This window comes from Plantactinospora sp. CA-294935 (genome assembly GCF_050936445.1).
Lineage (GTDB): Bacteria > Actinomycetota > Actinomycetes > Mycobacteriales > Micromonosporaceae > Plantactinospora.
The window spans coordinates 8,212,502-8,223,699 of the sequence record NZ_JBNJMU010000001.1 but is presented as its reverse complement, the minus strand read 5'-3'; the positions used below and the strand labels follow the sequence as shown (position 1 = coordinate 8,223,699).

12 protein-coding genes are annotated in these 11,198 nt (G+C 68.8%); 6 read left to right on the top strand and 6 right to left on the bottom strand.

All coding sequences use genetic code 11. The annotated features are described in order from the left end of the window. Positions 1–217 precede the first annotated feature (217 nt). The 4 genes from ACQEVC_RS36180 (at position 218) to ACQEVC_RS36165 (ending at position 3,419) form a co-directional block, all read left to right on the top strand. Positions 218–712 carry a hypothetical protein gene (locus ACQEVC_RS36180; RefSeq protein WP_432887124.1) on the top strand — a complete coding sequence of 165 codons (495 nt, stop codon included), beginning with the start codon at positions 218–220 and terminating at the stop codon, positions 710–712. A 135-nt stretch (positions 713–847) separates the two neighbouring features. Next, positions 848–1,696, top strand: a complete 849-nt coding sequence (locus tag ACQEVC_RS36175; RefSeq protein ID WP_432887122.1) for a class I SAM-dependent methyltransferase — start codon at positions 848–850, stop codon at positions 1,694–1,696. Positions 1,697–1,827: 131 nt separating this feature from the next. After that, positions 1,828–2,136: a hypothetical protein gene (locus tag ACQEVC_RS36170; RefSeq protein WP_432887119.1), complete on the top strand. Its 309-nt coding sequence runs from the start codon at positions 1,828–1,830 to the stop codon at positions 2,134–2,136. Between the two features lie 602 nt (positions 2,137–2,738). Beyond that, on the top strand, positions 2,739–3,419 hold the full coding sequence (locus ACQEVC_RS36165; RefSeq protein WP_432887116.1) for a hypothetical protein: 681 nt from the start codon (positions 2,739–2,741) through the stop codon (positions 3,417–3,419). 17 nt (positions 3,420–3,436) lie between these two features. On the opposite strand, the gene ACQEVC_RS36160 is transcribed toward ACQEVC_RS36165, so the two are convergent. After that, positions 3,437–3,718, bottom strand: coding sequence for a hypothetical protein (locus ACQEVC_RS36160; protein WP_432887114.1), 282 nt, complete (start codon positions 3,716–3,718; stop codon positions 3,437–3,439). Positions 3,719–3,981: 263 nt separating this feature from the next. Here ACQEVC_RS36160 and ACQEVC_RS36155 point away from each other — a divergent pair, with 263 nt between their 5' ends. Next, positions 3,982–4,347 (top strand): hypothetical protein, encoded by a 366-nt coding sequence (locus tag ACQEVC_RS36155; protein ID WP_432887111.1) that lies wholly within the window; start codon positions 3,982–3,984, stop codon positions 4,345–4,347. A 220-nt stretch (positions 4,348–4,567) separates the two neighbouring features. On the opposite strand, the gene ACQEVC_RS36150 is transcribed toward ACQEVC_RS36155, so the two are convergent. Together ACQEVC_RS36150 and ACQEVC_RS36145 are read right to left on the bottom strand one after the other, a co-directional pair. Then, positions 4,568–5,014 carry a DUF6069 family protein gene (locus ACQEVC_RS36150; RefSeq protein WP_432891902.1) on the bottom strand — a complete coding sequence of 149 codons (447 nt, stop codon included), beginning with the start codon at positions 5,012–5,014 and terminating at the stop codon, positions 4,568–4,570. A 386-nt stretch (positions 5,015–5,400) separates the two neighbouring features. Continuing rightward, entirely contained in the window at positions 5,401–6,414 is a 1,014-nt protein-coding gene (locus tag ACQEVC_RS36145) for an RNA polymerase subunit sigma-70 (protein WP_432887109.1), read from the bottom strand. 417 nt (positions 6,415–6,831) lie between these two features. On the opposite strand from ACQEVC_RS36145, the gene ACQEVC_RS36140 reads away from it, so the two are divergent. Further along, entirely contained in the window at positions 6,832–7,473 is a 642-nt protein-coding gene (locus ACQEVC_RS36140; RefSeq protein WP_432887106.1) for a GNAT family N-acetyltransferase, read from the top strand. 449 nt (positions 7,474–7,922) lie between these two features. Here the strand turns inward: ACQEVC_RS36140 and ACQEVC_RS36135 are convergent, their stop codons facing one another. From ACQEVC_RS36135 to ACQEVC_RS36125, 3 genes are all read right to left on the bottom strand, one after another. Continuing rightward, positions 7,923–9,416 (bottom strand): family 43 glycosylhydrolase, encoded by a 1,494-nt coding sequence (locus tag ACQEVC_RS36135; protein WP_432887104.1) that lies wholly within the window; start codon positions 9,414–9,416, stop codon positions 7,923–7,925. 301 nt (positions 9,417–9,717) lie between these two features. Next, positions 9,718–10,371, bottom strand: a complete 654-nt coding sequence (locus ACQEVC_RS36130; RefSeq protein WP_432887101.1) for a winged helix-turn-helix domain-containing protein — start codon at positions 10,369–10,371, stop codon at positions 9,718–9,720. Positions 10,372–10,407: 36 nt separating this feature from the next. Beyond that, entirely contained in the window at positions 10,408–11,145 is a 738-nt protein-coding gene (locus ACQEVC_RS36125; RefSeq protein ID WP_432887098.1) for a helix-turn-helix transcriptional regulator, read from the bottom strand. Positions 11,146–11,198: the final 53 nt, after the last annotated feature.

Genomic DNA, 11,198 nt, shown 5'->3' with positions numbered 1-11,198 from the left:
CCCACGACGGTGGGTGAGAATCAGCAGTCCTGGCGCCCGCTCGGCGGCTACTTCTTTGCAATTGGATCTGCGGCCCCCGCCCGGCCAGAAGCGGATGCCGGATCATGAACTGGCTGGTCGGGCGGCGGCTCACCGGAAGGGGCATTCTCGACCGTGCATCGGGTGCGCGCTCGGGGTCTCTTGGAAACCGGCGACGCGGCTGTGCCGTCTCATGGCCATGGGACTCCGACGGATCGGCTCGGTGCTCGTGGCTGCTCTGGCAGTGGCAGCCTGCTCGAACGTCTCCGGGCGCGCGCCCTACCTCACCCAGCCGGCTGCTTCCTGTCCAGCAGTGGACGGGCTGGCCGGACAACGGTCCGCCGACCCGGTGCCTGCGGACTTCCGGCCGGTCTCGGCCGTCCGCTGTACCTTCCGGCTGACCGTGGCGCAGTCCGCGGGTTCGCCGTCATCCGGCGTCACCTGGGTCGCCGGGCAGCGTTCCGCCGGTCCGTTCGACGACCTCGTCCGCGCACTGCGCCTACCGCCGCCGGAGACTACCGGCGACCTGGCGTGTCCGGCCGTCTTCGTCATGCCGGTGCTGCTGGCACTGACGGACGCGTCAGGCACCACGCTCCTGCCGGCCCTACCGGCTACCGTGTGCGGGACCCCGCTTCCCGAGGTGCAGTCGGCGCTCGACGCGCTGACCTGGGTTGAGATCGACCGTCAGAAGTGAGCCGGTCAGCGCCACGCCGATCGCGGCAATCAGTGCGCCGTGATTGTTGCGGCTGTGCGGTGCGCGGCCATCCGGGCCGGCGGCCTGGTGATGTCGGTTCTTTACACGACCGGCCGGTCATGGCTGGATGGACTGGTGACCGATGGGTTCGACGAAGCCGTCAGCGGCATGATGCGTGCGATTGAGGCCAACTGGGACGCCAGGACACCGATCCATGTGGCCAGTGAGTTCTACGGCGTCGGCAGGCGGGATGCCGAGTTCTGGTTCGCCGAGTTCGAGTGGGCCGACCTGGGCAGCGTGTCCGGCCGCGACGTGCTGCACCTACAGTGCCATCTCGGCACCGAGACGGCGGCGTTCGCCCGACGTGGGGCCCGCGCGGTCGGCCTGGACATCTCCGGCGCGGCGGTGACAGCGGCCCGGCAAATTGCCGCCGACGCCGGGTTTGACATCGAGTACGTACAGGCCAATGTCTTCGACGCTGTGCGGGCCGTTTCCGGTCGCCGGTTCGATGTCGTCTACACCGGCAAGGGTGCTTTGGTCTACGTTGCCGACCTCGACCGCTGGGCACGCGTGGTTGCCGAACTGTTGCGACCCGGCGGAATCGTGTACGTGGTGGAGTTCCACCCGCTGCTGGCCGCACTCGGCCTGGTTCCGGCCGCGGACGAGGGCACCGATCTCGTGCTCCGCCACGACTATCTGGCCGGGCGTGGCCCCCGCCGACTCGACTCGGCCCACAGCTACACGGACGGGCCGCCGCTGGACGGGTCTACGGTGAGTTACGAGTGGTCACATGGTCTCGGTGAACTGGTCACCGCGCTGGTCGGCGCCGGTCTGCAGGTGACCGCGCTACGGGAGACCGACGAGGTGCCGTGGCCGCGCTGGCGCCGGATGACCACCACGGAGCGAGGATGGTGGCGGCTGCCAGCCGACGAGCCGCGAATCCCGTTGATGTACGGGCTGCGCGCCGCTGCTCCCGCTGGCTGACCTTCGCCACCGCTGACCTGCGCAGTCGTTCTCTGAGCAACACAAGTGCTGCCCAACAGGGGTGCGGCGGCATGGATGCGTACCCGTAAGAATCGCCGGCTATGATCCGGTGACCGCAGCAGAGGAGTCAGATGGAGACATGGCGTTTCCTGGCAGGTGCCGCCATGAGTCTGGCTGTGAGTCTCGTCGGCGTCGTCCTGGCCACCAACTTTCGCGGCGTGACGGAATGGCACGTGCGGCGGTCGATGGTGAAGGCGAGCGTGTTGCGGCGAGTTCCACCGTGGCGCTGGTTGCCAGGTGTTCCGTACGAGAAGCGTCTAGCGCGTTTCATCCTGCTGGAACGGCTGATTGGCGCGGCCTTCGCGGCGGTCGGAGTCATGATCCTTATTGGTGTCGGCTATGGCATCTTGACCGGTCAGGTGATGCGGACGGTGAAGTAGGCAGCTCGGTCTCACCGCCGCTAGGTCGCTCGACACCGCAGCTATCGCTTTCGTTCTCGTGGTCGTGGCACTCGTTCCGGTGGCGGCTTCGGCTGGTGGTGCGCCCGGTCGGGCGGCAAATGAGCGCAGCGGATCGTACAGACGTGGCAGTCGCCGTTGGCGGTCGTCGTCTCTACGTGGTCGGCTGGGCGGGATAGCCGCAACGCTGAGGCGAGCAGTCCTTTTTGTGGTCGGTGAACCAGAGGTGGTAGTTCCGCTCGAGCATCCGGGCAAGTCAGCGCGAGTCGGCGTTGTCGCCTCCTGGACAGGGTCGATGGCAGCGCATTGAATGTCGCGGGAGCACGGCCACCGAACTGGTGACCCGCAATCCGTCGATCATGCACAGGAGTACCCGGCATTCCCACCACGGGCGATCGTCGTCGGGCCAGTAGTAGTCGGCCGGGTCGGGGAAGATGTAGTCCCGGCATTCGGGTCCACATGTGCGGGTGCTCGCCGCAGGCAACGGCCGTAGGACCGATCCGCGGATGCGCCCCTGTCCAATGACGAGATCGCGGCGCGGCTGGTGGTGAGCACGCCGCTGCCTGCCCAAGTAGGGTCATCCAGTGACCTCGTACGGCATCGCCGCCAAGCTACCTTCCATCGACCGGCTACGACAGCGCTGCAAGGCATTGGCGGTGCTTGAACGCATCATCGACGGTGGGGACGCCTACTACGCCTACACCTCGACATGGGGCACGGACGAGGCGGCACTGATGAGCAATGGCAGCGGCGACGAGTGGGCCGTCGTGTTCACCGCCGATGGCGTACTTATCCGGGTCTTTGATCACGAGTCGGCGATGTCGCCCTACGGCGATCCGGACTACGAGTTGTGGCCGGGGCTGCTTGACGGCCTCCCCGTGGTGTTGCGTCCGCAGGTGGCGGAACCGGCGTTCTGCGACGAGTCCGGGCAGTTCATCGCCACTGCGGTGCTGTGGCGGTTGGTTGGTGACGACCGCTGGCACGCCGGCGAGGGCATCACCTTCCCACCACTGCGCGGGCCGTACGACGGCACCGGTCCGGACGGGTCCGGCATGCTTGAGATCCTGCTCGACGACATCGTCGACCGGTTCGTCGAGTTCGCCGGCGACTACTACGAGATCGAGGTGGACCGGGCGGCAGTCGAGCACGTCGTCGCCCACCGGCCGCTCACCGAAACCGTGGTACAGGCCCTGAACCCCCAACTCACCGTCGCCGAGCTGAGGGAAGACCTCGCCGTCATCGGTTACCCGATCACCACGAGGTAGCGCGGGCCTGTCTCGGCTCAGCCGGCGCGGAGATTGTCAGGGACGCGGCGGACCGGGCGGATCCTCAGGCGTAACGCGTGGTCGTGCCGAAGGAGGTCCGGGCGATCGAGCGCCCGCGCCTTCGCTGCCGGTCCGATCCGGTACCGGCGGAAGGGCGTGCCCTCGGCGGTTTCGATGTGCGGCGACGTGACCGTCTGCACTGCCTTCCAGGCCGCGTCGACCAGCACGACGAAATCCCGCTGCGCGCAGTCGGCCTCGTCCTCGGCGAACCACGTGAACGCCAGCCGGCCCGGCGGCATCGCTCATCCAGGCCGCCGGCCGCGGGCTGCGTTAGTTTGCCGTGGTGCGACTCCTTCGGCCACTACACCGAGCATGTGCGGTCTGCGGCCGACGTGCCCTCCGGGGCGCCCGCCTCTACCCTCGCACCGAGTCCGAGGCGTTCGGTTGGTGCTGCCGAAACTGCTGGCAGGCGTTTGCGGCCTTCGAGAAACGTCAGGAGTACCTCGTCGACGACTACGGCCAAGTTGCTTGGCTGAGGCTCGATCCCGATACCGCGCTGGTCGTGGACACCGAAGACCTGCAAGTTGCGGCGATCCGTGCACAGCTAGATCAGCTGGGGAAACGTGTGACGGCGCTCAGCCCTCCGGCGGCGCGAATGGCGATGAACCGTTACTCGGTATTCGAGCCCGATCAGCCGCTCCTGTTTCGTGATCGTGCCAGCGCGCTGCAGCATGTCGCCGAACAACTCGCGGCTTCTCTGCAGCGCAGCTACGCGGCTAGACGATGCGAGCTGGCGACCTTCGGCCAAGGCTGCGGCCTAGTGTTCGAGCAGCGGTTCGGCGAGCAGCACCAGCACCGGCAGAGCCAGGAGTGTTGGCTGCTCCACACCGAAGGGGCCGTCTACCACTACTACCCCTTCCACCGCTGACCCTTTCGCCCGTTGACGCCGTGCCTTGGGCTACGTTGAGCAGGGTAGTCGAACGGACGCTCGCCTGACCCACTGCTTGCCGAAGGCCGGCACGCGACCATGAACGCCACCCCGAAGTCTCCGAAGCATCGTTCGCTGGACCTTGCCATCGCGGGCGGGGTCTTGACCACCGTGATGGTGCGCGCACGCCCTTGCGTCGCGTTGTCCCGTTGCGGGATCGTCAATCGGTCCGGGTGCGGAGGTTCCGTGTCAGGGTGGGGATCATCACCGCCGCAGGGACGAGGTGTAGCCCGAGGAGAGCGGTGATGGTGGCGGTGTTTGCCCCGGAGAGGAGGGGCGGGACCAACGAGATCGCGGTCAGCGACACTGCCGTCCACACGAATCGTTCGGCAGGGCGAGCGCTCCAACGAAGAAGAGCGACGGCAATGACGGTGCCCACGACCGAGAAGAAGCCGGTCACGACGGCGAACCCGGACAACGGGATCGTCTCGCCACCATCGGGGACCTCGAAGTCGACGCCAACGGCCCGGGCAAGGGCAGCGGCGAGGGTGGTGGCCACCACCGCTGCGAGCGTGGCGATGAAGCCGGTGACGGCGAGCCCGCGGAGTCGGTGGGTGTGGCTGGTTCGGCCCGATGCCGGGCCTGCGACACCCCCGCTGTCATTCATGCTGTTCACGTCGTTCCTCCATCATTCGGTAACTGGCGTACGGGGTGTGTTGACTGGCATGTGACGGTCCTGGCCCTGGGCGTGACGATGCGCACCCTCGCCGTGCGACGGTCGGGGTTCCGCGGGACGCGGACGCCGGTGCCGCGGAGCCAGAACCCGGCGTCGCGTCCGAGGACCGGCCCGGGCTCGCCGGCGCGCAGCTCCAGCTGCACCTGCCCGTGGGTGACGGCGCCGGACGCGTCGCACCACTCCGCGCGGATGGACCGGTGCGGTCAGGCCGAGCGACCGGATGCCGATCCCGACCGGGCCGGCGGGCCGCTGCACATGATCGGCAGCGGCCACCGCGACACGCGCGCCACCGTGCAGCGCGAGCGTCCGTACCGGGGCTACTCGGTGCCGTCCGCCGGCAGGCGCTCCGGCAGCCCGAGCCGCAGGAACCGGTCGTCGTGGAACGTGACGATCTCGGTGATCGCCCCGCCGGTGACGCGCAGGACGTCGATCGTCAGCGGCAGGTACGCGCCCTCCTGCTTCCGCCAGAGGTAGAAGGCGACGGCGGGCTGCCGGTTTACGGAGGTGAGGACGGCGCGCAGCCCCTTCAGGCCCTCGAAGCCGCTCTCGACCCAGTCGTTCACCACCGTGTCGCGGCCGACGTACAGGCCCGGCGTGGGCGGCATCGAGCAGCGGACGTCGTCCCGCAGCAGTGCGGCGAGCCTGTCGATGTCCGTGGCCACGCTGGCGTCGGTATAGCGGCGTACCAGCTCGCGCGTCCCGGCGTCCTCCTCGCCGCCGGTCCAGTCCTGCCGCTCGGCGGGCAGGTGCTCCCGCATGCCGGCGCGGGCCCGCTGCAGTGCGCTGTTCACGGAGTTGACGGAGTCCCCGAGGAGCTCCGCGACGTCCTTCGCCGGCCAGCCGAGCACGTCCCGCAGGATCAGCACGGCCCGCGGGCGCGGCGCGAGGTGCTGGACTGCGACCAGGTACGCCAGCTCGATCGTCTCCCGCGCGACGGCGAGGGTCTCCGGCTCGTCCGCGTCGCCCGCGGGCAGCTCGTCGAGCAGCCGGTCCGGGTAGGGCTGCAGCCACAGCACCTCGCCGCCGGTCGCAGGCTCCGGGCGGTACTTGGCGAGCAGGTCCAGGCAGGCGTTGGTGGCGATCCGGTACAGCCAGGCCCGGAACGTCGACCGCCCCTCGAAGGTCTCCCGCCGCCGCCAGGCCCGGAGGAACGTCTCCTGCACGGTGTCCTCGGCGTCCTCGAACGACCCGAGCATCCGGTAGCAGTGCACGTGCAGCTCCCTCCGGTGCCGCTCCGCCAGCCCCGAGAACGCCGGCTCGTCGACCTCGCCCAGCCCGCTGCCACCCAGACCGCTCACGCCCAGCTCCTCCAGCCGCGTGTCCGCATTCATCGCGTCATCCTTCCGCCTCGTCGTGTCCCGTCGTAGGTGTGACGGGTGCGGGCGTGACAACTCATCACTCGGGTCGGTCGGCATGGTTGATCCGGTGACGGATCCGGTGGCGGAGCACGACGCGCGGTACGGCGAGGAGGGCGCGGGTCCGCCGGAGTGGGCGCGGGTGCGCGACCGCCTGGCGCGCGCCGGGGTCGCCTGGTTCACGACGTGCGCCGGACACCGGTGCCCCGTCACGAGTGGATCCCAGCAGCGGCAGATCCCGCAAGATCATCTCCGGAATCCCCTGGTCGCTCCCGCAAGATCGTCTTCGGAATCCTCTGGTCGCTTCCGCAAGATCATCTCCGGAACTCCCTGGTCATGGACGTGGCAGACTGGTCGGATCAGCCGGGGGAGGGTGTCGGGGAGTGGTCCAGGATGATCGAGATCCGTAGCTTCGCGGAGACTGACCGCGCCGCGCTGCGTGAGCTGTTCGGCCGGGCGGGCGAGGGCTCTCCGTCTTCCTTGCTGTGGGGGCACGAAGAGTCGGAGGCGGCCATGTACCTGGAGCCGTACATGAGCCAGGAACCGGACTCGTTGTTTGTCGCCGTGACGGGTGGCCATGTCGTCGGCTACTTGGCGGGGTGCCTGGACAGCTCGACCTTTCCCAGCGAGAAAGAGCGGATGGAGAGGGCGATCGCGAAGTATCGGCTGGTATTCCGACCCAGGCCCGCAGCCTTCCTCGCTCGTGGCATGGTCGACATGGCGTCGGCCGCGGTCCGGCGAAAGCCCACCGCGAGGGGCTTCGACGATGCCCGTTGGCCGGCCCATCTGCACATCAACGTGACGCCCCTGGCACGGGGAACCGGCGCCGCCGATGGCCTGATGAAGCGATGGTTCGATCGACTTGTCCAGACCGGCTCACCCGGGTGCTACCTGCAGACCTTGGCCGAGAACACGCGTGCGGTACGGTTCTTCGAACGGGTCGGCTTCGCCAGACATGGTCCGACTCCGTTGGTTCCCGGTGCCAGGCAGGGCGGCAGGCAACTCCACCAGCAGACGATGGTATGGCAGCCGTGACTGGCCGGGGTCGCCAGAAGGCACCCGTAGGGATCATGTGACCAGATGGTGAAGGCAGAGTCCGGCGCGGAGGTCTACGACCAGGCCGTTGCCTACCTGCTGGACGGCAGCTCACCGCGGGTCCTGACCACGCTGGAAACTCATGCCCTGGCCGGCGACAGCGCGGCGCGCCTCGACGTCGACGCCAGGCGTGCCGTCTACGCCGCCGCCCCGCCGGAGAGTGGGAGGGCCTCCCCATGGCCACGGTGTACTGGACGATCCCTCGGCAGGACCTCGCGGAGCTGCGCTTCGACCGGGTCCTCGTCCAGATGTACGCCAACCCCCTGACGGAGACCCCGCGTTGATAGATCAAGACCATGGATCTTCCGCGCTCAGGCGTTCATCCAACCGGACCCGCGACGTACTGCGTACTCTGCTTGCCGGTATCTGCTTCTGCCGCGGCCCGGCGCCTACTGGTTGGTGATGGCGACGTTGTCGAAGGAGGCGGCCGCGTTGTAGACGCGAACGCCCGACTTGCCGGACGCGTAGGTGGCGTCGGTGACCGAGATTCTGGGAGTGGTCAGGTCGCCGACGTACACCTTGATCGACGAGCCGTCGGCGACCACGCGCAGGTGGTATTGCTGGCCGGCGGCGACCGGCAGCGGCGCCGAGCCGAGCAGCATCCAGTTGTTGTTGGCCCGGCCGAGGATCACCCGCCCGGCCGGGGTGATTCCGGCGTAGTAGCCGCGGTAGGCGTCGGTTCCGGTCCCCACGTCGGCGGCCCGGAACACCAGCCCGGCGTCGCCGATGCCGGACGCGACCGTGACGTCGAGGTCGTACGTCGCGTTCACGTGGTTGTCGTCGAGCAGTGACTTGCCGCCGTAGGAGGCGGTCGTCCGGTACTGGCCGCCGCTGACCGACCAAGCCCCGCCGTACGTCTTCCAGCCGAGCGCGTTGCCGTCGGCGAAGTTGTCCTGCACGAGCATCTTCACCCGCTGGATCGTCCCGTCGGCGTTGAAGGTCATCCGGTCGTACGCGACCTGCCGCGCGTTGCCGTCGGTCTCCGACAGCGGCCGGCGGTGGTAGAAGATGTACCAGGTGTCGGTGCCCGGGATGTTCAGCACCGAATTGTGCCCGGCGCCGCGCGCCACCGCGGGGTCCTGCGCCAGGACCTTGTCGAGGCGGGTGAAGGGGCCGGTGGGTGAATCGGCCATCGCGTACGCCACCGAGTAGTCGGGCCCGGTCCAGCCGCCCTCCGACCACATCAGGTAGTACCTGCCGTTCCGCTTGAACATCTGCGAGCCCTCGACGTACCCGCTCGGAGTGATCTCCTGGTACGTCGTGCCATCGGCGAACGTGCCCAGGCTCGTCATGTCGGCGTTCAGCTTCGCGACGTTGGCGTGCCCCCAGCCGCCGTAGTAGAGGTACGCCTGCCCGTCGTCGTCGATGAAGACGTCCTGGTCGATCGGTTGGGCGCCGTTGACGAACTGCGCGATCAACGGCCGCCCGATCGCGTCGGTGTAGGGTCCCTCCGGCCGGTTGGCCACCGCCACCCCGATACCGCCGAGCTCGCTGTTGCTCTGGATGTCGTTGGCCGCGAAGTACAGGTAGTACTTGCCGTTGCGGGCGATCGGGGCGGGCGCCCAGACGGCGTACCGCGCCCAGCTCACGTTCGCGGTGGTGAGGACGTTCGGGTGCTTGGTCCAGGCGATCAGGTCGGTCGAGGAGAAGGCGTCGAGATAGGTCTGTTCCGCGTACGGGCGGGAAGCGGTCGGGAACACGTAGAAGCGGTTGTTGTAGATCGCCACGTCGGGATCGGCGTACCACCCGGCCACGATCGGGTTGCCCGCCTCGGCGGTGGTGTACTCCGGCAGCGCGGCCGACGCCGGAGCGGCCGACGCGGTGGCGGCGAGCACCCCCGCGACGGCAACGGCCCTACTGAGGGTGCCTCCAAGCATCGGCATTCAATGATGTTTGCCGGTGTTGCTTCATGGCGTCAAGTGTCAGGTCGCGTTACGAAAAGCCTCATGTGGCTGCGGCTAACGACGCTGGACAGCCGAATTCCGATGGCAGCCGCTGTCTGCTGGTGGGGCTGATCCGTTGCCGGCCGTGCAAACGGTTGACGGACTCGCACTGGGTCAACAACCATGCCGGCTACCGGTGCCGTGCACGGCAACCGCGGCACCATACCTGCCGCCTCCTGTCGGCGTACGGATTGATGTGCACAGCCAGGTACGAATGAACGCGGCGTACCTACCTGGGTACTCAGCGCAGCAGGTAGCCGACTCCGCGTATGGTGTGCAGCACCGATGGTGGGCCGAGCTTGCGACGCAGTTGTGCGATCAGCACATCGAGCACGTTCGACGCGGGCGGGACCAACTCGTCCCAGGCGATCGCGATCAGCTCGGTGCGGCGGACCGGTTCCCCGTTCGCGGCCAGCAATCGCTCGAGCACCATGAACTCCTTGGCGGTCAGGGTGAGTACCCGGTCGCCGCGCCGGGCCTCGTGGCGTCCGACGTCCAGCTCGAGGTCCCCATGCCGCAGCACCGGGGCCTGGCCGGTCTCGCCCCGCCGGCACAGACTGCCCACCCGGGCGACCAGCTCGGCGGTCGCGAACGGCTTGACCAGGTAGTCGTCGCCCCAGGCCAGCCCGTCGACCCGGTCGCTCACCGCATCCCGTGCGGTGAGGAACAGGACGGGCACGGCCCATCCGGTACGCCGGCGGTCCGCCACGTACCGCAGCGAGTCCCCGGCCGGCAGCATCCGGTCGAAGACCGCACAGTCGTAGCCGTTGACGCTCAACGCCTCGTCGGCCTGCGGCAGGTCGACCGCGGTGTCCACGGCGAACCCCGCACCGCGCAATGACGCGTCCAGGGCTATCCGGAGAATGGCGTCGTCCTCAGTGACCAGTACGCGCACAACCGTCTACGGTAGCCCGCCGCCGCACTGTGGCCGTTATCCGCCCTCCGGCCGTACGAGCCAACCGGAGTTGGCCGCCTTGATTCCGGCCTGGAATCGGCTGCGGGCGCCGAGCCGGTGCATGATCGCGGACATCGTCCGGCGCACGGTACGGACCGAGATGCCGAGCCGGGCCGCCGCGGACTCGTCGGTGCAGCCCACCGAGAGCAGCGTGAGCAGTTCCCGCTCGCGCTCGGTGAGCCCGGCGCCGTCCGGTACGTCGGACGCCATCAGCGACACGGCCGAGGGCCAGACCCGTTCGAAGAGTTCGACGACCGTGTTCACCACACTGGGCAGGCGGAACACCGCGACGCCGCCCGCACGGCCGTCCCGCGGCTCGGAGGGGAGCAGGGCCACCGCCTCGTCGACCACCGTCGCGTCCGCCGGCACGTCGGGTACGGTGCGTACCTCGGCCCCGGCCAAGGCGAGGCTGCCCAGCCGCAGCGCCAGTGCCGGGACGGTACGGGCGTGGTCCGGGAACAGCACGCGGTACCGTACCCCGCGCCGCAGGTTCCGGTGGTCGATACGCCGGAGCATGCCGAGCGGATCGTCGCGGACCGTGCTCCGCGTGCTGGCGATCAGGACGTCGTGGCCCGCCGTGGCCAGCGTCGCCGCTATTCCGGCATGCGTCGACAGCACCAGCGGCTGCGTGTCCTGGCGGCTCGGTCCCGGCGGGCGGGCGGGTCGGACCGATCGGTGCCGGTCGCGGACGACGGCCAGCGGGTTCGCGGTCATCTGGTCACCTCCGTAGTGGTTCGCGCCGGGCCACTCGGGCGGGTGCGTAGTTC

Bases quoted from the DNA above. Each gene is read 5' to 3' on its own strand.
- ACQEVC_RS36125 (WP_432887098.1), bottom strand. From the start codon at position 11,145: ATGACCGCGAACCCGCTGGCCGTCGTCCGCGACCGGCACCGATCGGTC.
- ACQEVC_RS36180 (WP_432887124.1), top strand. From the start codon at position 218: ATGGGACTCCGACGGATCGGCTCGGTGCTCGTGGCTGCTCTGGCAGTG.
- ACQEVC_RS36150 (WP_432891902.1), bottom strand. From the start codon at position 5,014: ATGAATGACAGCGGGGGTGTCGCAGGCCCGGCATCGGGCCGAACCAGC.
- ACQEVC_RS36170 (WP_432887119.1), top strand. From the start codon at position 1,828: ATGGAGACATGGCGTTTCCTGGCAGGTGCCGCCATGAGTCTGGCTGTG.
- ACQEVC_RS36140 (WP_432887106.1), top strand. From the start codon at position 6,832: ATGATCGAGATCCGTAGCTTCGCGGAGACTGACCGCGCCGCGCTGCGT.
- ACQEVC_RS36135 (WP_432887104.1), bottom strand. From the start codon at position 9,416: ATGCCGATGCTTGGAGGCACCCTCAGTAGGGCCGTTGCCGTCGCGGGG.
- ACQEVC_RS36160 (WP_432887114.1), bottom strand. From the start codon at position 3,718: ATGCCGCCGGGCCGGCTGGCGTTCACGTGGTTCGCCGAGGACGAGGCC.
- ACQEVC_RS36145 (WP_432887109.1), bottom strand. From the start codon at position 6,414: ATGAATGCGGACACGCGGCTGGAGGAGCTGGGCGTGAGCGGTCTGGGT.